Raw genomic sequence first — 20926 nt, forward strand, 5'->3', positions numbered from 1 at the left:
GCACTGAGGATATACAGTCTGACTTCCGAGCTGCAGATAGTGCAAGCTTCACGGAACGGTCTCGCATTTCGCCCCTACTTTCTTTCGCGGTCGATCCAGCGGCTGAATGTAGGGAGTGTGCCAATTCTACTGGCGTGCACCGACGTCAATGGCGACCTGTGGAGAGCTCGCTGCTAGCCTCACACCATGGCCGTCACCCCCACCATCCACGAAGCCCTGGCCGCCTTCGTGGCCGAGCGCGACTGGGCCCAGTTCCACACCCCCGAGAACCTCGCGAAGAGCATCTCCATCGAGGCGGCCGAGCTGCTCGAGCTCTTCCAGTGGTCCCCGGATGCGGATGAGCAGCAGATCCAAGACGAGCTCGCCGACGTGCTCACCTACGCCTACCTCCTCGCCGCCCGCCTCAAGCTGAACCCCGACGACATCGTCCGCGCCAAGCTCGCGAAGACCCGCGAGAAGTACCCCGTCGAGAAGTCCCGCGGCACGTCCACGAAGTATGACCAGCTCTGAGATCGTCCGCCTCCCGTTCGACAAGGACGAGGTCGGCGTCTGGGCGCGAAGCGGCGACAAGCGCATCACCAACTGGCCGGTCGTCTACATCCTCGACGACGACACGACCGGCGCAGGGCGAGCATCCGATCGTCGCAAGATCTACGTAGGCGAATCCCTCAACGTAGCCACCCGCATGCGCCAACACTTAGCGAGCATCGAGCGCAGCCACCTCACCAACCTCCGCGTCATCCTCGACGAGACCTTCAACAAGTCCGTCTGCCTCGACCTCGAGTCGTTCCTCATCGAGATGCTCAGCGGCGACGGCGCCTTCGAGGTGCTCAACCGCAACGACGGCATCGTCAACGCCGACTACTACAACCGCGCCTTCTACCAAGACAGCTTCGACGCCATCTTCGACCGCCTGAAGCTCGACGGCGTCTTCACCCGCACCATCCCCCAGATCATCAACAGCGACCTCTTCAAGCTGAGCCCCTTCAAGTCGCTCACCGACGACCAGGCCTTCGCCGTCGAGGGCGTCGTGAAGAGCCTCTTCGACGACCTGCGCAGCAACGACCGCAGCACCACGGTCATCCAGGGCGATCCCGGCACCGGCAAAACCGTCGTAGCGATCTACCTGCTCAAGCTGCTCGCCGACATCCGCTCGTCGACCGGCCTCGACGCCCTCGACGACGACGGCGACTCCCTCTTCTCCGAGTTCTTCACCGACGAGCACCGGATGCTCCTCCGAGACCTCCGCATCGGCTTCGTCATCCCGCAGCAGTCACTCCGTAAATCGGTGCAGAAGGTCTTTCGCAAGACCCCCGGTCTCGACCCGTCGATGGTGCTGACGGCGTTCGATGTGGGGGAGTCGGCGACCGACTTCGACCTGCTCATCGTCGATGAGACGCATCGCCTCAACCAGCGCGCGAATCAGCCGGCGGCAGCACTGAACATCAAGTTCCGCGACATCACGACGAAGCTGTTCGGCCACGACGACACGTCGAAGACCCAGCTCGACTGGATCACGGCCAAGAGCGCCCACCAGATCTTCCTGGTCGACCCCGCGCAGAGCGTAAAGCCCGCCGACATCCCGATCGAGGCCCTCGAGCGCCTCGTCGCCGACGCCAAAACAGCCGACCATCACCACCCCCTCCTCTCGCAGATGAGGGTGCGTGCCGGTTCCGACTACGTCGGTCACGTGAGGCGGATGCTCGGCGCCGCACCAGGGTCAGGCTCGCAGCCGCCCGCATCTGTCCCCGACTTCGGCGACTACGACTTCCGGATGTTCGACGACGCCTCGGAAATGCGTGCGGAGATCGTGCGCCGAGACCGCGAGGTCGGCCTCTCACGCCTGGTCGCGGGCTACGCCTGGGAGTGGAAGACGAAGGGCAACAAGCCGGGCCACGACATCGAGATCGGCGAGCTGCGGATGCGCTGGAACAGCACCCAGACCGACTGGATCGCGTCGCCGGGTTCGCTCGACGAGGTGGGTTCGATCCACACGGTGCAGGGCTACGACCTCAACTACGCCGGCGTGATCATCGGCCCTGACCTCCGCTTCGACACGACCACCGGCCGCATCGTCGTCGACCGCGCCTCGTACTTCGACAAGAAGGGCAAGGAGGCGAACAAGGCGCTCGGCCGCGTCTACTCCGACGACGACCTGCTCTGGTACATCCAGAACGTCTATGCGGTATTGCTCACGCGAGGCATTCGGGGTACCTATATCTACGTCCACGACCAGGCGCTCCGAGAACATATACGGAAGTACGTCTCCCAGAATCGGGGCTAGTCAGTCGGCGGAATCGACGTAGCTCTGGAGCAGTTCCTTCACGACGTCGGTCAGTGTGCGGCCCTGTCGCGCTGCCTTTACCTGAGCCGCTGAGTAGAGCTCGGGCGGAATCCGGAAAGACTTGTGCGGCGTCTTGGGCTGATTGGGCATTGACCAATGGTGCCAGAGGCGCACACCTTGCGGGGTGTACATCCACCTCGTACCATTGGTGGTATGACACCCTCAACCATGTTCAGTTCCGTGACCGTTCCGACGTATCTCGCCGAGGAGTTCAGGCGACGGGCGCTCCGTGACGGTTTGTGCGCCGAGGAAGCCATCATCCATTTGCTCTCCGACTGGGTAAATGATCCCGAACCTAAGTCGGACTGGAAGGATCTGGCGAAGTCTCTTTACGAGTACGAGCAGGACTTCGCTTGCAGAGGAAATGCGGACTGCGACGTGCTTCTGTTTGATCGGGGGTACACCGCAGGCCAACTTGGCCGATGCCGCCACTGTGGCCTTCGCGTGCCGAAGGTACTTCGAATCATGCCGTGGAAGGCTTGCTCAGAGGACTGTGCCGATGCGCTCTGGATGAGGGCCATTAGTTCACGCGTCGATGATGTTTGAAGTGAACTTGTGGTGTCTTCACCTCAATTGCGCAACGCTATGAAGCGTGACTGATCTCGAAGTTGTAGCCGCCGTTTTCCGAAGAAACGGTCGCATTTTGGGGTGCCGTCGCGCGACAGGTAGATCCGCGGCTGGCAAGTGGGAGCTTCCAGGCGGGAAGGTCGAGCCGGGAGAAGACCCGCGCGAGGCACTAAGGCGGGAGGTGTTTGAGGAACTTGCGGTCGACGTCACGGTCGGAGATCTCCTTGACCGTTCGTCGACGGCAGTAGGAGCGCTGACGATCGATCTCGCGTGCTACGAGGTCGTGTGGACCTCGAACGGACCGTCAAATAGCACCGATCACGACGCACTAATGTGGCTGGAGCCTGCGGATGTGATGGAACTGGATTGGGCCACGCCCGATCTTCCGATGATCCGAAAGATCTCGAAGTGGTGACTGGTAGCGGTCTACTCAGAGGCGGAGAGCCTCGAGAACTGCGAACCGTCGCGTGCGTAGACCCTGATTGATAGGCTCGCGCAAAGCCCTAGAAGGTCGTGTGCGGGCCTACTTGGCAGCAGGATGGCTGGCCGCGCTTCCATCTTCAGGAGGTTCGCGTTGTGGGTGTAGTCGAGAACTTGACCGATTGCTGTACGCACATACTTGCGGGCCGCTGATTTCTTGGCTTCGAATAGCTCGGAAGTCGTTGCGTCGAAAAGATCCGGTTCTACGAAGTTCCCCCCAATCGGAATTCTGAGTCGCCGCAGATCGTGCCCCTTGGCTTGTCGCCATGCACCGAACGCAGCCTGCAGCTCGAATTCAATCCTCGACGCCGTACGTTCACTTCCCGGCAAGGGGTTGAGGGCGTAAGGATCGAAAAGGGGTGGTTTCCACTCGCTCGTCTCGATTCGGATGACCTGCTCGCGACCCATCGATGGCAGCCGATCAGTTTCAGCTTCGATCGGCGCGAGATTGAAAATGATCCCGTCTCGAATTGCGCCAGACTCATCAGGGATGGCCTGCCAGATATATGGCGGATCGTCGAGAGTGAACGCGCCGACGTACGTCGCGAGCGTTCTATCCGCGCGAAACAGCCGAATCGTCTTCCCGAGGCGAACCGAGCTGAGTAGCGCGAGGTTGCCGCGCGTCAGGCTTTGATCCCCAAGGCGCCCCTCGCCGGTGTATGCGTAAATCCCGTCCTCGCGAGCTCCCTCGTGAAGGTCATACCCGTACTTAGCGCCCTTTGCGGGGTCCGTAAATACGAGGATGTCGGTCGAGTTCGCTGGCGTTGAGATTCCTTGTTGCTGCTGGCCCCCGTAAAGCGCATGGACTGCGCGCCTAGTCATTACCTCGCCGATACCTGTTGTCCAGTCCATCGCGGCCCCCCGCCGTCACACTATCGCCAGTGAGTATCAACTACTCAAACTGCCACTGCGGGCTTGGGGCGAATGAGACCCGAAATAGCGGTACAAGCCGAGGGGATTGCTGACCACAGCCAGCCGTTTGTATGAAGTGCCAGGACGCACAGTTGCATGAGTTGAATGCGATCTACCCCGAACTCGAGGTATGGGGCAACGATTTCATGCGACTGGAATTTCACCACTCGCAGGTGCCTATCGATCTGATCGAACCCATCCGAGGCAAGAGAATAATGGTCGGCACCATTCACGTGGCCATCCAACTATCGTCACGACGCTGACCTCACTGAGCGAGCTTTTCCGCCATCATGTTCAGGTGATTACGAACCGGGACGACGCCTATCTTGCCGTCGAACGTCTCGTGGTGTGGTCCGGCTGGCAGCCTCGTGCTGCACCAGTGACGCCAGGCGCCTACCAGATGCGAACGCGCGACGGTGCGATTGTCTACGTCGGGATGGCTGGCGAGCGAAAAGGCCAGGGCCTCAGGGGGCGGCTTTCGATTTACAGGCGTGGCAAGGGTGCGGTGATTGGGTTCGGCGAAGCCGCTCTCGACCGGGCGCTTGCAGATGCTGAGTTCATCGAATTGCACCTTCAGGCGGTACGCCACGGCCGGCCTGCACGAGCTTCGATATGGGCACAGGACGCGATCCGTTGGCTCGATGTCGAGATTCGCTGGGCGTCGTGTGCGACGCAAGCAGAAGCTCTTGATTTAGAAGATGCTGTGGTCAAGATCCTCAAGCCTCACGGAATCTGGAACCGTGTCGCGTCCCAAGCAGCAGGCCAACCTTCTCACGCCACAGAGACGCCCAGCGGGGACCGTAATGCAGAGGTAGCAGGCGTGGGAGGGGGCCCGATCACCGTCGCCGCTCTGACTCAAGAGCTGGAGGTTGGGGATAGCGGCAGCGCGGTGCGCCGAGTACTTCGATCTGCGTTCCCGGAGCACGCGAAGGCGGCGCGTTGGGACCCGCTCACCGCGGCTCAGGTGGCTCATGTCCGAGCTGTGTTTACAAACTCGCGGTTAAGCGCCAGGGCCGAAGGCCTCTGACACTTGTCGATGGTGAACTGGTTCCGCAACTTCATGAGGCGTTCAACGAACGGCTGCGCGAACGCGCGCACGTTGAGAGCCGCTCGGTGTGCAAGGTTGCCCGCGAAGCCCTACACCAGTACCTCGACTGACCGTAGCGGCGCCGCTAGTACGACGCCGCTACTGTGCCCGACGGAGCGGCATCATCGTCCTAATGCGCTGCCCGCCGCGAGGACCGTCACTACGCCACCCGCCGGCGGTTCAACAGTTGCGATGTTGTCGGCGTCCACTGTGAGAACGTAGCCCTTCACGACTGCGCGTCGACCTTCGGGCATCTCCGATACTTCCTCAATGTCGACCTCGCCGCTCAGAACGACGTCGGTCGAGACATACTTGATCGGCCGACCCTGCCCGCGCGTCCACGGTGCAGCGGGGTTGCGCTGACCCACGAGGTGGGCGAACGTCTCCGAATCATTTCCATCGAAGCTGACCGTCTGTGCCTCCACGTCGCGAGTGTGGCCGGTGATGTCATATGCAGATACCACCTTCTCCTTATAGACCCCCAGAATGACGTCGCCGTAAAGCCGGATTGCCTCGTCAGAGATCTGGTACCAGTCCCCCAAAGTCGCATCATCCAGGTCCATGACTCCCGCGAGCACTGACGGGTAGCTGCTCTTGATGTTTACTACGATCATGTTGTTCATTCCTCTGTTTAGTGACGTTAGTTGTCCACGGCGACTACGTAACCACATCGTGAGTGGGATGTCAATCAACATAAGGATTCACTCGTTTAGCAGTCCTAGCGGTATCTACTTGTTTGCCAGAATGGGTCCATACGATTCGGTGAGTGTAGGTTGGCGCAGCCTGAGATGGGCCGAGTTGGCGCAGCGCCGCGATCGCGCATCCGGCATTGCGACCTCATCAAACGCGACATTCGCGCAGTCTCGCCGGCGTCGTCATCATGGTTCAATCGGTAGCCGAAGCCCCTGCGCTCGATCCGCCACGGCGTCGCGAACAGTGCGCCGTCGGCCCATTCGACCACCCAGTGTTGGTCATCATCAATCCCGCGTGCGAGGTAGATCGTCGCGACGCGACCGGTGGAGCGAGCAGGTATACCCGGTCCCGGTGTCTAACGACGCCTTCGGTCGCGCCCACGGTGTGTTCTGAGACGCAGATGCGCTCGTGCTCATTCAGTCGATGGTCTGGTAGCTCGTCTGCTGCGCCCAGCAAAGCGGCTGTCCAATTTGCGCGGAATGCGAGTCTGCAATCGCGCTCTTCACGCAGCGGTTCCCAGCGCAGTGCAGTGTCGTGTTTGCATCTCGACCTGCTGCTGCATGACCGCACTAAGGCCACGCATGGGTTCCGTCGATCTGATTCGATCTGTACCGACATGAATAGACATCGTCGTGTCTCCGGGAGTGCGGCTCGTGCCGACGTTACTCGACTTCAAGCAGGACGTTAAGTAGTGAGGTCCCACGGGTGCCACGAAGGTTTTAGTGTCCGGGATTCAAGACCAGTGGGTATCACTTGTGCGTGGACTATACCGGGGAGAGCCTTCTGTCACACTAGGTGAGTGTCGAAGCGAGGTAGGGGCCCTTCGAGGCGGGGCGCAGCCAAATCTCGAGTTGGGGACATGCAACCCGGGTCGGTAGTCGCGCGAGAGCCAGAAGATGAGGCCTGGGACGCCAGCCGATCGGGCGCGCGCGCGGTTCGCGGATTCACATTCCAGCATCTCGTCGGGGGCTGGATAGCGGCTGGCGTTCACTCGGGAGACGTCGATGGCGACCAGCTGGTGCCGGAGGGATTCGAAGATCTGTCGGTCGAGGGGCCGAGGACTTTGCAGATTCAGGTCAAGTCCCGAATCGGGAGACGGGGAAGTTTTAGCGCTAGAGATGCAGCAAGGGCTATCCTCTCGGCGTGGGTCGCGCACCTTGATCGGGGCCAACTCAATGAGCAGGTTGCAATCGTCTTTGAACGCGATATCGCCGGGTGTCCGCTGCCGGGCGATCTCGGCACCTCGATCGCAGCACTTCCGCACGCATCCACCCTGATCGGAGAGCTAATATCCGTCGCCGAAGAGCTTTCGGAGGCCGCAGTACGAGAACTGTGCGGCAATGTCTGGGTACTCGCGTTGCCATGGGATGCGGCAAAGGCACAAACGGTCACTCGCTTGAAGAAAAAGCACACTTCTACTCCATCAGGAGTATTGCAACTGGTTGGCCGAGATCTCGCGGCTTCGGTTCAAACTGCGGCGGCCGAAAACGTCGAGCGTTCTCACGACGACAGGTCCGCCCTCTCTCGCACGATGATTGCGTCCCAGATCGCTAGGACGATCGAGCTCACTGATCTCGCCAGTTTGGAGGCGGCGATCCGAAATGGCCTGTGCGAGCCGCTAGATGGTTCATTGCCAAGCACGGATGGCCCTCGCTATTACGAGGGTGTCAGTACCGAACCTTCTCATGTTGTTTCAGGGCTCGTCATCGCGTCGGAGGAGACCAATGACGCAGTTCTATCCGCGTGCCTCGAAGTCGGAGCGGTGGTGCTTCATGGTCCGTCGGGGGTTGGCAAGAGCGCGGCCCTCTGGTCACTACCTGGGGCCTCGCCCGGTGTCCTCTGGTTTCGAGTCCGCCGGCTGCTTCCGAATGACGTGTCTGAAATAGTGCGGTTGGCTAGAGCGTGGGCCGCCAGCCCGCAGAGTCCGATCGGATTCCTCGTCGACTCCGCGGGAACCGGCAGCTTCGAAGGGTGGTCGGACCTTCGGCGAGAGGCGCGCTCGATTCCTGGGCTCTTCGTAGTTGCTACCGCGCGAAACGAGGATCTCAAGATCCTGGGTGATCTGAGCGATTGCATCGTCGTCGATATCTGTCTGAACGAGACCTTGGCCTCGCGCATCTACGAGGGCCTACGGGATTCAGGGGCGACAACAACTCCGCACTGGGCAGAGGCGTACGAGAATAGCCGCGGGCTCACCATGGAGTTCACCCACATTCTGACGAAGGGCGATCGGCTTCAACGGATCATTGACGACCAGATAAACGACCGTATCGTTGCGGGCAGAACGCTGGAACTCGAGATCCTGACTTTGTGTGCAGTCGCGGGGCGGTGGGGAGTATCCGTGCCGATTGCAGCGCTGACAAATCAGCTTGATGCATCGCCGTTCGAGATTCGTGGCGCAATAGCGCGGCTGGCTGAGGAGCACATGCTGGCAGAGAACTCGGGACGGCTCGCACCGCTACATCTTCTTCGCTCCGTAGCTATCTCGAAGTCCATCCATGAGCTACCGCCACCGCAACTCGCTGAGTCATTCGCCCGAGTCCTCACGATCCTTGACGATGGTGACGTAGCTCGACTCGTCGTGAATGCCCTTTCCGAACTGCCTGAGCTAGCCCCGCAAGTCATCGACGCTGCATTCGACCAGGCGGCGAACACGCCCCGCTTTGTGGAGTTCCTTCATGGACTCCGCCTTTCGGAATTCTCAATTCGCCTGGCCGAATGGGACCAAATCGCTGAAACACTCGGTGTGGTCCGTTCGAAGCGAGCCATTCTGTTCCAGCTCGCCATATCAGGCATCGAGTTTCCTCTGATGCCTGATCCGCTTCCACAAGCGTTGGCGCAAATGATGGCGGTCCCTGATGAAGGGCTCGTCCACCAGCTATTGGGCCGCATGGATTCAGTTTCCCTCGGGAGACTCATTCATGACAGCGTGCCGTTGGGATTGGCACAGCTCTTGTCAGAGCTGAGAGAATCGCGCTCTGAGGTCATCGACTCGCTCATCGAGACGGTGAGTGAACCTCAATTCAGGGAGAAGATCATTGCCGAATCACTCTCACAGCTCAGCGAGATCCTCGCCGCTTCAATGACCGTGAGCCCGGTCCTCGCCCATGAGGTCAGCGATGCGGCGGGCGGGCAGGAACATCTCCTGCAGAGGTTTGCGAACGAGACCGCTTGGACTTTGGAAGCTCGAATCGACCAGGTGCCGGGAGGTTCAGTGGGATTCGCTCGGATTCTTCACCACTCTGATGATGATGCAGATGATCATGCCCAAGCAGTGGCGGCCGGGCGCAGGATGTTGCGGCTATTCCCGTCTATTGACTCCGTAGACATCATGATCCTCCTTCCGGGTGGACACGAGATCGTGGTCGGCGACCATAATTTCGCGTCCACCGGACTAACTCGCGAGAACGACGTGACGGAGCGCGAGGTCGCTTGGAATCGCGAACGTATTGCGAGGTCCAGGCTCGCAGCAGGTGAAAGCGACACCTCGCGACTCGACCGCGCGGACGGACTCATCAAGCGGCTACTGGAGCCCTGTACCTCGATAGCAACCGCATGCGTGTCGGGTGGGCTTGGAACTACCGACCCCAATCTGCTCGCAGCCGAACTCCAGTCGATCAGCGACGAAGCCAATCAGATTGGCCCCTCGCTCGGGCGTGAATTCGATGAGGATGGCAAGCTGCAACTTGTCGACCCCGTGTCTGGCTTCATTACAGACCTCACCGACAACCTTTTTCCTCGACTCGCCCAGGGCGAAGGGATGGGTCTCCTCGCCGCACACCTGCGCGAGACGATCCTTGGCAAATCTCTCCCCGGGATGAAGATGCAACCGTGGGCGCTTATCGGACTGGAAACTCATCCGAAGGAACTCGACCAAATTGAACAAGTGCTCATTGCGCTTCAAGTAGTGCTCCAAGAGATCGGGCGCGAGCCCGCTAGCGGAACAGCCATCTTGGCGAAGGCCAGATCCGCTCGTCGTGAGTGGGCGCTAAGGCGGGGCGCCGAGGAAGCAGGCCGCCTCTCCGCTGCAGCTCGAGAACAAGCTGATCGTCAATTCCTGATTGCGTTATCCGATGTTGAAGAAATACAGACTCTCGTCTCGCGTCAAGGGCACAACGGGCCCGTGACACGCGTCATTCTTTACGACACATCGAGCGTCACCGATTGGCCCGCGGTCCTTGATCGAGTGGTCGCTTTGGTGGGTTCAAGGTCTGACGTTATCGGCGTCGATGTCACGGTCATCCCAACACTCGAAGGGAGACGGTTGCCGGGCCTTGAGATGAGGGTGTTCAAAGGAAAGCCGTGGCCTGTCGCTCCAATTCCGGAGCAGCTTGAGTCCGATCTACCTCCTGCGCATCCGGCGCCACTTACCGATCGTCTTCGCGGCGCATTCGATGCGTTGATTCAATTGTTTGCCTTACGAGACCTCCCTTCACCTCAGCTTCAGATCCCCGCGATCGGACGTGTTCAGACGGACGCTACCGAATCCTTCGACGTCGCACTTGAGTGGTTCCGCTTGCATGACGACGACGCAGTGATCCGCGATCTCTCACAACTACTGGAGGGTCTGCGCGTGGAGCTCGCCGACCCGAACGCCCCCAATCTCGCGAGCTCGATCACCGGGGGGCTTTTTCAGTATTCTGGTGACCCCGCAGCTATAGGGATCGCTGCAGCTGGGCTGTCGGCCCTGGAATGGGACGTGGAACACGGAATCTCCCACTAATCAGATGGCATCTGACGGCGAGTTCAGAGCCAAACTACTGCCTCCGACTCCCGCTCTCTTTGGATGCGTGTGGGACCACGATCATGGTCGCCTGACACTTTGGCCCCCCAAGTAGGGTCACTGCGTCTGCATGGAAATCGACAAGTGTCAGCTAACGTCGGAGCAACGACCCGGGGGTAGAACTATGGAGTTCGAAGAACGTCTTGTTGCGCTGGCTGCGAAGGTGCAGAACCAGCGGGCTGCGATTCAGACCGAAGAGGCCACAAAGAACGCGTTCATCATGCCGTTCATCTCGACGATCCTCGGGTATGACGTGTTCAACCCGTTGGAGGTCGTTCCTGAATTCACCGCTGATGTCGGGGTGAAGAAGGGGGAGAAGATCGACTACGCGATCATGCGTGAGGGTGAGGTGCAGATCCTCATCGAATGCAAGACGGCGACCGGGCAGCTGAAGATCGAGCACGCGTCGCAGCTGTTCCGGTACTTCGCCGTCACGAACGCGCGGATCGCCGTTCTGACGAACGGGCAGGTGTACAACTTCTACACCGACCTCGACGCTCCGAACCGGATGGACGAGAAGCCGTTCCTGGTGCTCGACCTGTCAGACATCGACGAGACGCTCATCCCGGAGCTCAAGAAGCTCACGAAGGACGTCTTCGACCTGGACTCTGTGATCAGCGCCGCGGAGGAGCTCAAGTACGTGGGGGCGCTCAAGCGTGAGATCGCGGCGCAGTTCCGGGAGCCGACGGATGAGTGGATCAAGTTCTTCACCTCTCGGGTCTACGACGGGGCTTACACGCAGAAGGTGCGCACGCAGTTCACCACCTTGGTGGGGAAGGCTGCCCGGCAATTTCTCAATGAGCGAGTGAACGAGCGGCTCAAGACTGCGCTCGGCGCGACGACACTCTCCGCACCGTCAGCGGCCAGCGACGGAGGTGCATCCGCGGTCCAGAGTCAGCCCGTGGCGGATCAAGATCTTGAACACAATGCCGATGAGGTCGAGACCACCCTCGAAGAACTCGAGGGGTACCAAATCGTCAAGGCGATTGCGTGCGCCGAGGTGAAGCCGCAGAGGGTCGTTCATCGAGATGCGAAGTCGTATTTCGCGGTGTTGCTTGACGACAACAATCGCAAGCCGATCGCGCGTCTCTGGTTTAACGGCAAGAAGCAGAAGTACCTCGGGGTCTTTGACGCGGAGAAGGTCGAGACCAAGATTCCCATCGAATCCCTCGATGAGATCTACGAGCACGCCGAGGCCATCCGGGCAGCAGTTCGTCAGCACGCTGCTTAGGAATTGTCAGGATGTGGGACTCGTTCGGGCCAGACCTGCTGGTGGTTGCGATCGGCGCCGCCCTCACTGGGCTCATCGCCGGCGGCACTTACCTGGTGACCTTCCGGCGGTTGGAGAATCAGGCCGTTGGGGCGTTGATCCGGCAGATTCACGAGCGTCGGGCGTTCATCGCGGTTGATGCCCCAGTGCCTATTCATGATGCTTATTCCACAGACGATTTCGGACGCGTCTCGAGGAGTGTCGTGACGGTTCGCGATGAGATAGACATCGCTCGCCGGTCCGTTGGGCGCTCTACGGATCTGCAGGATGCCCTCACCTCGATGAAGTTGGCCTGCAACCGCTACCTCGAGCGAAGCGCTCAGCGACCTGACGGTTATGTCATCGACCTCATGGGGCTGCGCGAAGAGTTGTGGGTTGAGATACAGCAACTAAATCATTCGCGGAGTTCTCTTCCGGCTCTTGAGCCAGGTGCCGGAGCATTCTGAGGCGGCCTGAGGAACAGCTATGAGGCGTCTGAGGGGTGCGAGAACTCGCCTACGGCGCGGGATGTTCGAAATGGTCGCCGTCCGCGCAGGCCGCAGCACGAGGTTCCAGATTGCGGGCTAGGAGCGAGACACCGATCAGGACCAACCCGAGGGTCATGCAGATCTCTCGGACGATGATTGCGATGGATCCGGCGATTGCGTGAGGGACATCGGCCGATTGGAAGATCACCGTCAACCATCCGTCGGTGACTAGGGCCAGGGCGGCTCCGATCGCTGTGAGAACGATGCCCGTGATGAAGATGTGGCGGGCTGTGAGGCGTGGGGGCATGAGTGGTCCGTTCAGTTGGGGTCGGCTGTCGAGGAGTCGCGGCAGAATGACTTCACGTCTGGGCCCAGGCGTGAGAATTCGGATTCGAAGGCCAGATCTTCCGGAGCCAGCCCGCGGAGCTCGGCCGAACCTGGCTTCTGGATCAACGACTCGACTTCGGCCGTGACGCCTGGGAGCACCTTCTCGAAGGCGGCTCTGTCGGAGTCGAACATCGACGCATCCGTCAAATACGTGTATGCAGTGCTGCTCACGAACTGGGCGCATTCGTCGAGCGGGTCCGGTTGGTAGCCCTTGGGCAGAACCGGGATGGACTGCGTCGGTGGCAGTGCAACCTCGGCTTGGGCGGCGATATCTTCGACGTGCTGGCGTGACCCGATCGCGAACCAGTTGCTGTTTCGGACGAGCCATTGGCTGTCGGGGTCGATGGTCCAGTCTTGGAGCGCCACCAGGCTAGCGGTCGGTGAGTTGAAGACGCGGATCTGAGTGATCGACCCATCGCTGTCGACGCAGATCATTCCTCTCATCGAGGCCAGGTGGTAGACGTCGTCATACAGCGTCAAGGCCCGCACGCACGAGAGTGCGGGTTCGAGAGTCGCGAGCTCTGCGTCCAGATCGTGTGCGGCAGGATTTGCCGTGCCCGCACACGAAGAGCAGACGAGCACCGCGAACGAGATCGCTCCCGTCGCGGTGACTCGCCTGCGGGGAGGCGTCAATGCCAAGCGATCATCCCGCCGGTGAGCAGGCCTGTCGCATAGGCCTTCAGCTTCTGATAGCCGAGGACATTGCCCCAGGAGACATTCTTCGTGCCGCTCTTGCCGCAGCCGACACCGAAGTAGACGGGCGATGTGGCCGCGTTGTATCCGAGCCCTGACACGCAGGCTTCCGAGCGCGAGAAGGGTGCGATCGACCAGGTGTAGCCGGCCATTGCTCCCGGTGAGCCGATGTAGGCGCAAGTCGCCTGGGAGATAGGACCGTACCCACCGAAGGGAGGGAAAGATGCCGTGCTGCCGCAGCGGTCGGTTCCGAGGAGGTCGCTGTCGCCTCCGGTGATGGTGCCGTCACTGTGGATCACGGGATCGCTCGGATCGACTGGCTCGACCTGGACCGGAGGTGTGGCTTCGCTCTCGGCGAGAGTGTTCGCGGACGCCGCTCCGGGGGCGATCAGCATGGCTGCGCACGTGAGGGCTATGGATGCTGCGACGCACAGGCGGACCTGCGTGGTGCGGGCATTGGGGAATGTGATCATCGTTGACCCTTCAACTGGATAACACTGCGGTGGATATCCGTTCCCCCGAACGCTGATCACAGTAGGTTAATGAGCAATAATCAGCAAGTCACGCAATCGTGATCGCGGCATGAGCAGAGAGGTCGTGGGCGAATCGCAATGAACAGGCCGCGGTTCATCCCAGTCGACCAGGACGGGGTGTTGCCCGACGGCAGCGAGTTCGTTCTGAGCTATGTCGAAGTCATTGGCGACTCGATCGTGCTTCGTCTGCATCTAAACGACGCACGGGCGATCAGGCGGTTCACCGGGCCGCTGCTCGGGCTCAGGGATCATCACGGGCGGGAGTTCGAGTGGCGGTCGTCGGCGTCTGGTGGGTTGATTCCGGGAGAAGTTCTGCACGAGTTTGCGGACACTTCGTCGGAGCGGGTGCGCAGCATCGAGTTGTTTCTGCGTTCAAGCGATTTCACGCTCGGCTTTGTCGAGCTCGCGTGAGGGGCCACAGGACGCGCTCGAGTTCCGAGGCCCGCTCGTCCAGGTCGGTTCGCTCGGTCGGCGGCGTGGAGAACGAAAGGGTGGGGATAAGACTTCATCCCACCCGTCATCGGGAAAGCTTGCGCGGGTTGGCTAGCTGAGGTTGACGGCCTGGATGATACCGAGGTGTGTCTGCTGCAGGCGGCCGTTTTCGATCCCCCACGTCAGAGCTGCATCGAGGCGGGCACTGATTGCTTCCGTCATTCGCTTGCCACCGAAAATCGCTAAGGCCTCGCGCTTGAGGTCGGGCTCGGCCAGGCCGGCCGAGGCCTCCGCGACGATCGACATCGCGTTCGCGATCTCGACGAGGGAGACGTGATCCAGTGGACGGCCTTCGGACTGCTGCGATGAGCGAGCTCGACGCCACGTCGCCGGGTCGAGCTCGGTTGGCCAGGCGAAGGGCTCGGTTGAGCGCGCCTTCATTTCGGGTGGGACGAAGCTCAGGATGGCTGTCGCTCGGGATTGGGCGACTTTGTTGAGGTCGAACGCCGCCGCCACGAGCTTCGCCAGCCTCACTAGGTGGACTGGGCCTTCCGTCGCCACGACCTCGCGGATGACGGCCTCCACCGCTCGGGTGGCGTCGTGCCGGGGGAGCGCGTCTAGGACGGCGATCGAGCCGACCCTTCGCGGCGTCCACGGGGTGTAGGGCTCGATGAGGTCGTCGATGACGGAGCGATGCGCGGCAGGTGCGCTCGCCAGGTTCGTGAAGAGGTCGGGAGCATCCGTTTCGGCGAGGTCGTCGCTGGTCGGCCCTTCTGCGTAGAGCATGGGCGCTGCCGCAGACGGGGCGGGACTGTCAATGTCCGCGTCGTCCTCGAGCGCCTGCTCGACCATCGAGTCGACACGGGCGAGATGCTCGCCGTTGGTGGTGGCCGCCTGGACGTCGGCGATCGCCAGTTCGAGGCGGTCGAGGACCGCCTCGCGGGCGTGCAGCCACTCCGGGAGCCAGACGCGCTCGACCGCCGGCCAGTGCATCAGGTTCTTCAGCACCTCGGTGGGGAGGCCGTCGCGGTCGGCGACCGTGCGGCGCGACTTCCAGGAGTCGCCGTCGAGGAGGACCGCCAGCACGGGGCGGTCGGGGGCGTCTGCCGGGGCGATGCTGAGGTCGACGCGGAAGTCGGAGAGGCCGACGTCCGTCTTCACCGCGAGGCCGCGCATCCGCAGTTCTGCCGCGATGTCGTCTCGGTGGCGGTCGAAGATCGCTGTGCGGCGGGGGTCTGCTTCTAGGGCTTCCGAGCCGCTGGCCGCCATCTCGAGGTACGACTTCAGGTGCTTCACTCCGATCGAGCTCGTCTGCTCGGCACGGAGCCCCGACGGGTCGAAGCTCGCGAACAACAGCACCTGACGGCGCGCCCGCGTGACCGCCACGTTGAGCCGACGCTCACCGCCGGCGCGCTGCAGGGGGCCGAAATTGAGGGGGAGGAAGCCCTTCTCGTTCACGCTGAACGCAATCGAGAACAGGATCGCGTCGCGCTCGTCACCCTGCACGTTCTCGAGGTTCTTCACGAAGAGGCCCTCGCTGTCGTTGTCGAGGGCGTTCAGGATGCGCTCGTCACCGGTGTCGCGCAACAGGTTCTCGATGAAGTCGCGCTGCTGGGCGTTGAACGTGACCACACCCAGCGACGGGGCCTCGAAATCGGCGGGCGGAACATCCGTCTGGGATGCCTCAGCCGCCTCGAAGCGGCGACGGATCTCGGCCACGATCGCCTCGGCCTCGATGCGGTTCGTGCGCAGCTCTTTGCCCTTGCCCGAGCGGTTGAAGGTGCCGTTCACCCGCACCATCGAGACGCCGTAGCCGTCGCGCGAGTCGCGCTCGGCCGACCTCAGCGGCGCCGGGAACGACGAGAGCCGGCTCTCGTAGTAGTGGTGATTGCTGAACGAGATGAGCGACTCGTCCTGACTGCGGTAGTGCCACGAGAGCCACTTGCTCGGCACCTGCGACTGCACGCACTCCGAGAGGATCGACTCCTCGTCGTGCACCACGACGGCCTCGAGCTCGACCTCGTCGTCGGCATCGAGCGCCGTCTCGCCGAAGCTGGTGGGCGGCATCTGCTTGCTGTCACCGACCACCACGACCGAATCGGCGCGACCCATCGCACCCACGGCATCCGCCACCCGGATCTGCGACGCCTCGTCGAACACGACCACATCGAACAGGCCCGGCTTCGCGGGGAAGAAGCGCGCCACCGACTCGGGCGACATCAGCGTGATCGGCAGTACCTGCGTGATCAGCTCACCGAAGGTGTCGAGCAGGGTGCGCACGCTCATCCCGCCGCGCTGGCGTTCGAGCTGGCGGCGCAGCAGACCCACCTGGCCGGCCGGCGCACTCGAATCGAAGCGCCTGAGCGCCAGCACGTGCGCCGGGATGGCATTCGGCAGCTCGGCGCGGATCGCCAGCGCACTCGTCGTGAAGCGTTCGATCGAGCGGTTGTGGGCGGTGGGGTCGAAGTCGGCCAGGGTGGTCGTCTGTTCGCGTTCGTCGACGGATGCCGCGGCGAGACCCCTCTCGAACGAGAGGCGTGCGTCATCCGCGGTGAGCCCGCCGGCCTCGAGTGCCTTGACTGCGTCGGCCATGCCCCGGCGGCGGAGCGGCTCGAGTGCTCGCGTGAAGGCGAGCCAACGGTCGAGGGCGACGGGCGTGGGGGAGTCGAGGTTGCGGCCGGCGCGGGTGGCGGCCCAGGTCTCGAAGAAGGTTTGGGGCTGGGGCTCGTGAGACTGGCTTGTCGGGGCGGTCTGGCTGGTCGAGCCACCGTGGCCCGTCATATCCGCCGGGCCTGAGGCCCACGTGCCGAGATCGCTTGCTGTGGTGTGTGCTGCCGCGATGAGGGCCGACCACGCTGTGGCCAGCGCTGCGATCGAGGCGGCGCGGGAAGCATCCGGGGGCATCGCCTCGTAAAGGCTGCGGCACTCGCGTGTGAACGCATCCGGCTCCTCGCCGGGGTGGACGCCGATGGTCGTGCCGACCCAGCGGAGCCAGGCGATCTGCGTCGTCCCGGATTCGGCGTCGCTCGGGCGGAGGGGGTTCCAGTCGGCGGCGATCCGCACGCCGGCGAGTTGCTGCACGTAGGCGCGCAGGGACTGGAGGTAGGCGGCCGACTCGGCGATCTGGCCTGTGAGGGTCGAGAGCTGCTTGAGGTCGACCGCGTCGGGGGAGCGCAGGGCCGGCGCCAGCTTCGCGGCGACCGCGCGGCGGCGCTTCTTGCGGCCGAAGAAGCCGGACTGGTCGGCGGCGAGGGCCTCCGCGTGGATGCCCGCGATGTCGAGGGCGACGGCCTCGGGCTGGGCCTGCTGCAGCCAAGCCGGGGGCGACTGCGTCAGGGCGGCCAGTTGGTCGACGACCGCTTGCGCCGCGGTGTTCCAGGCGCTGGGCGTCGTGGTGTCGCGCGCCGCGTCGATGGTGGCGAGCGGCTCGCGCTGGTAGCCGTCGATGCGCGACCAGTCGGCGAGCTGCTCGGGGGAGTCCGCCAGTGCGATGAAGTCGAAGGTCGCACCCGCGTCGAGAGCCGCCGCGATCGCCCGGTCGAGGGTCTGTGCGGCGGTGTGCGCCGCGGTCGAATCGGCCGGGGCATCCGCTCGGTCGACGACGAAGCCCCAGGGGTTCACCCGCTGCGGGCGCACGTAGTCGGCCGTCTCGGGGAGGTCGCGGAGGGCGACCCGGATCGCCTCGAAGTCGTCGGACGAGCCGCCGGACACCAGTCCCGACGGGACGGGCATCTCGGGCACGAACGCATCCGCCGCCAGCTCGCTCGTGCGAGCCGAATAGAGGGAGAGACCGGCCGAGTTCTTCTCGTGCAGGCGGTCGGCGTAGCGCGAGAGGGTGCGACGGTTGGAGTTCGCGATCTCGAGGTTGGTGCTGAGGGCGGCGCCGTCCGTGGTGACGCGATGCTCGAGAGCGGCTTTGATCTGCGACCGCACGGCGGCAGGGCGCGCACCCTTGTCGTGGAGGTCGAGCGAGAACGGGCCGAGCCCGATCTCTTCGAGTCGGCGCTGCACCACAGACAGGGCGGCGCGCTTCTCGGCTACGAAGAGCACGCGCTTGCCGTCGGTGAGTGCTTTCGCGAGCAGGTTCGTGATGGTCTGCGACTTGCCGGTGCCGGGAGGGCCTTCGAGCACGAAGGTGCGGCCCTGCGCGGCCTCGGCCACCGCTTCGAGCTGCGAGGAGTCGGCGGGCACCGGGCACTGAGCGCTCAAGGCATCGAGGTCGACAGCATTCTCGGCCGTCGCCTCGGGAACGGGGTCGATGAACGGCGCCGTCGGCGTCTCGATGAGGTGCTTCACCAGAGGGTTGCCCGCGAGCGCCTCCCAGTTCTCGTCGAGGTCTTTCCAGAGGCGGTACTTGGCGAACTGCAGGATGCCCAGGTTGACGGTGTCGTCGACCCGGAAGGGGAGCTGCGCATCCAGCATGGCCTGGCGGGTGGCGGTGAAGGCGGCCTGGAGGTCGATGCCCGCGCCATCCTGAACCGGATCGGCCAGACCGGGGATCGTGAGGTCGTAGGCCTGCGACAGCTTCTCGAGCAGGCAGTAGTTGGGAGTGGATGCGCCGGACTCATCGAGGGTCAGGCGGTAGAGCGATCCGCGGTTCGCCGTGGTCAGCCGCACGGGAATCAGGATGAGCGGGGAGCGGAGCTCGCGGTCGTTCAACGTCCAGTGCAGCATGCCGAACGCGAGGTAGAGGTTGTTCGCGCCGGTCTCCTCCACGATCGTCTTCGCCTTGTAGGCGAGGTAGCGGAGCTTGGTGGCGTACGACTCCTCGGTGATGTCGATGTACGCCTCCTTGCGGTCGGCGAGGAGCTGGGCGCGGGTGTCGTCGGGGAGGTCGCGGCCGAACTGGATCTTGCGCTCGCGGTCGACGGCGCTCACCGCGTTGGAGGGGCGGAGGGACAGCTGCATGCCCGCGTTGATCTGGTCTTCGAGGTGCGCGAGGGAGGCGCTCGGCACGGCCAGGGAGTAGCCGGCGCGGTCGGTGAAGTTGATCAGGCGGTTGCGGAGGCTCAGGTCGAGGAGGGAGTTCTTCCACTGGGCGACGCGGGGCGGGGCGGCTCGTCTGTTCGTCTCGTCGTTTGTGGCTTTGGGGGTCCCCCGGCCATCTCGCAGTGCGACTCTCGCGGCGACGCGGTACTCAGTGACGACGACGGCGCCGTCGGCATCCACGGAGCGGGACGGCAGGGGGAAGATGCTCGCCGAACGGGCGGCTCCTACGTCGATCGCGCCGATGAACGTGCTCGGCGCACTCTCAATGCGGGTTCGTGCTGCGCGTTTGGCGGCCTCGAAGTCGCCGTCGCGGGAGTCGGTGACGGCCGTCGTCTCGAGCAGCACGATCTGACCGAGCGCGGTGCGGTTGATCAGGTCGGCGGGCTCGAAGTCGACCACCGAACCCATCTCGCTGTTGTGCCGCCAGTAGCCGAGGAAGGCGTGGCCGTCGAAGATCCACAGGGTCGAATTGATGCCCGCCTGCTCGAGGGCCGCGGCGAGCACGACGGTGGTGTCGAGGCAGGTGCCGACCCGGCCCTCGAGCACCTCGGCGGGTGTGCGCACCTTTTGGCCGGTGCTCGACCAGCTGGCGGGCGGTTCGGCGTAGCGGATGCGCCGCGAACGCATGGCTTCGTAGATCGCCTCGACCGTCGCATCCACCCGGTTCGGATCTTCGAGCTGGTAGCCGGTCATGCTGCGGTCGCCGGTGCGCTTCTCGAGGAGCTCGCCCGCCTCGTGGAGGAGGGGCTGGATGGCGGCCGCGTTGGGCTGCACGTAGGCGGGCAGCAGCTCCATGCCGAGCTGCACCGGGTTGGTGCGCCACTGGGAGGCGGCCAGCACGTCGACGTCGGCGGATGCTTCGGCTTGCGTGGTGCCGTCGGCGTCTTTCAGGCGGGCGGTGATGCGCCCGGGGCGCTGCTCGTCGACCGCGAGCATCTTCGCCGGGTCGAGGTAGAGGCTGAGCTCGGAGAGAGTGACGGTCGCCTGCTCGGCGAGGTCGATGAGGGTCGTGCTAGGGGAGCCCAGGGAGCCGAAGGCATCCGTGGCTTCGATCTCGAGGGAGGCGGCGCGGAGCATCGGGCCCTTGTTCGTGATGGTGACGGCTTCGAGGGCGGAGAGGCGGGCGTTCGCCAGGGCGTAGCTGACGACGCCGGCTGTGGTGAGGTTCAGCGTGAGGCCGGCGGATGCGATCGACTCGATGTCTGGTGCGCCGACGACTTCATCATTCATGCTGGACTCCATCGAGTTGCTCCCGGCGCTTCATGGCGAACGAACTCGCAGCGCACGGG

The 20926-nt window shown here is 63.1% G+C and carries 16 protein-coding genes; 8 read left to right on the forward strand and 8 right to left on the reverse strand.

The annotated features are described in order from the left end of the window. Window positions 1-186: 186 nt before the first annotated feature. Together VD659_RS14900 and VD659_RS14905 are read left to right on the forward strand one after the other, a co-directional pair. Window positions 187-510: a nucleotide pyrophosphohydrolase gene (locus VD659_RS14900; protein ID WP_423261857.1), complete on the forward strand. Its 324-nt coding sequence runs from the start codon at window positions 187-189 to the stop codon at window positions 508-510. Further along, window positions 497-2284 (forward strand): DNA/RNA helicase domain-containing protein, encoded by a 1788-nt coding sequence (locus VD659_RS14905; RefSeq protein WP_423261858.1) that lies wholly within the window; start codon window positions 497-499, stop codon window positions 2282-2284. Before VD659_RS14900 ends, VD659_RS14905 begins: the two co-directional genes overlap by 14 nt. Here the strand turns inward: VD659_RS14905 and VD659_RS14910 are convergent, their stop codons facing one another. Further along, on the reverse strand, window positions 2285-2434 hold the full coding sequence (locus VD659_RS14910) for a hypothetical protein (protein ID WP_423261859.1): 150 nt from the start codon (window positions 2432-2434) through the stop codon (window positions 2285-2287). It abuts the gene before it with no gap. Window positions 2435-2497: 63 nt separating this feature from the next. Between VD659_RS14910 and VD659_RS14915 the strand changes: the two genes are divergently transcribed. Both VD659_RS14915 and VD659_RS14920 read left to right on the forward strand, forming a co-directional pair. Then, window positions 2498-2890, forward strand: a complete 393-nt coding sequence (locus VD659_RS14915; protein WP_423261860.1) for a hypothetical protein — start codon at window positions 2498-2500, stop codon at window positions 2888-2890. Between the two features lie 46 nt (window positions 2891-2936). Next, window positions 2937-3326 (forward strand): (deoxy)nucleoside triphosphate pyrophosphohydrolase, encoded by a 390-nt coding sequence (locus tag VD659_RS14920; RefSeq protein WP_423261861.1) that lies wholly within the window; start codon window positions 2937-2939, stop codon window positions 3324-3326. Window positions 3327-3337: 11 nt separating this feature from the next. Here the strand turns inward: VD659_RS14920 and VD659_RS14925 are convergent, their stop codons facing one another. The 3 genes from VD659_RS14925 to VD659_RS14935 form a co-directional block, all read right to left on the reverse strand. Next, window positions 3338-4243 carry a hypothetical protein gene (locus VD659_RS14925; protein WP_423261862.1) on the reverse strand — a complete coding sequence of 302 codons (906 nt, stop codon included), beginning with the start codon at window positions 4241-4243 and terminating at the stop codon, window positions 3338-3340. A gap of 325 nt (window positions 4244-4568) precedes the next feature. Continuing rightward, the gene (locus VD659_RS14930) at window positions 4569-4892 is read right to left on the reverse strand and encodes a hypothetical protein (protein WP_423261863.1); all 324 of its coding nucleotides are present in this window, start codon (window positions 4890-4892) and stop codon (window positions 4569-4571) included. A 620-nt stretch (window positions 4893-5512) separates the two neighbouring features. Then, window positions 5513-6013: a hypothetical protein gene (locus VD659_RS14935; RefSeq protein WP_423261864.1), complete on the reverse strand. Its 501-nt coding sequence runs from the start codon at window positions 6011-6013 to the stop codon at window positions 5513-5515. Window positions 6014-6942: 929 nt separating this feature from the next. On the opposite strand from VD659_RS14935, the gene VD659_RS14940 reads away from it, so the two are divergent. The 3 genes from VD659_RS14940 to VD659_RS14950 all read left to right on the forward strand — a co-directional run bounded on the left by VD659_RS14940 (window position 6943) and on the right by VD659_RS14950 (window position 12582). After that, on the forward strand, window positions 6943-10806 hold the full coding sequence (locus VD659_RS14940) for a hypothetical protein (RefSeq protein WP_423261865.1): 3864 nt from the start codon (window positions 6943-6945) through the stop codon (window positions 10804-10806). Window positions 10807-10990: 184 nt separating this feature from the next. After that, the gene (locus tag VD659_RS14945; RefSeq protein ID WP_423261866.1) at window positions 10991-12097 is read left to right on the forward strand and encodes a type I restriction endonuclease; all 1107 of its coding nucleotides are present in this window, start codon (window positions 10991-10993) and stop codon (window positions 12095-12097) included. Window positions 12098-12108: 11 nt separating this feature from the next. Continuing rightward, window positions 12109-12582 (forward strand): hypothetical protein, encoded by a 474-nt coding sequence (locus tag VD659_RS14950; RefSeq protein ID WP_423261867.1) that lies wholly within the window; start codon window positions 12109-12111, stop codon window positions 12580-12582. 49 nt (window positions 12583-12631) lie between these two features. On the opposite strand, the gene VD659_RS14955 is transcribed toward VD659_RS14950, so the two are convergent. The 3 genes from VD659_RS14955 to VD659_RS14965 all read right to left on the reverse strand — a co-directional run bounded on the left by VD659_RS14955 (window position 12632) and on the right by VD659_RS14965 (window position 14156). Then, complete coding sequence (locus VD659_RS14955) at window positions 12632-12910, reverse strand: hypothetical protein (protein WP_423261868.1); 279 nt, start codon at window positions 12908-12910, stop codon at window positions 12632-12634. Window positions 12911-12921: 11 nt separating this feature from the next. Continuing rightward, on the reverse strand, window positions 12922-13470 hold the full coding sequence (locus VD659_RS14960; protein ID WP_423261869.1) for a hypothetical protein: 549 nt from the start codon (window positions 13468-13470) through the stop codon (window positions 12922-12924). 149 nt (window positions 13471-13619) lie between these two features. Further along, window positions 13620-14156 carry a hypothetical protein gene (locus VD659_RS14965; RefSeq protein ID WP_423261870.1) on the reverse strand — a complete coding sequence of 179 codons (537 nt, stop codon included), beginning with the start codon at window positions 14154-14156 and terminating at the stop codon, window positions 13620-13622. A 180-nt stretch (window positions 14157-14336) separates the two neighbouring features. On the opposite strand from VD659_RS14965, the gene VD659_RS14970 reads away from it, so the two are divergent. Next, window positions 14337-14627: a hypothetical protein gene (locus VD659_RS14970; protein ID WP_423261871.1), complete on the forward strand. Its 291-nt coding sequence runs from the start codon at window positions 14337-14339 to the stop codon at window positions 14625-14627. 132 nt (window positions 14628-14759) lie between these two features. Here VD659_RS14970 and VD659_RS14975 read toward each other — a convergent pair whose 3' ends face one another. Beyond that, window positions 14760-20867 (reverse strand): DUF4011 domain-containing protein, encoded by a 6108-nt coding sequence (locus VD659_RS14975; protein ID WP_423261872.1) that lies wholly within the window; start codon window positions 20865-20867, stop codon window positions 14760-14762. Window positions 20868-20926: the final 59 nt, after the last annotated feature.

The sequence above is a fragment of the Herbiconiux sp. 11R-BC genome (genome assembly GCF_049472555.1).
In the GTDB taxonomy this organism is placed as follows: domain Bacteria; phylum Actinomycetota; class Actinomycetes; order Actinomycetales; family Microbacteriaceae; genus Herbiconiux.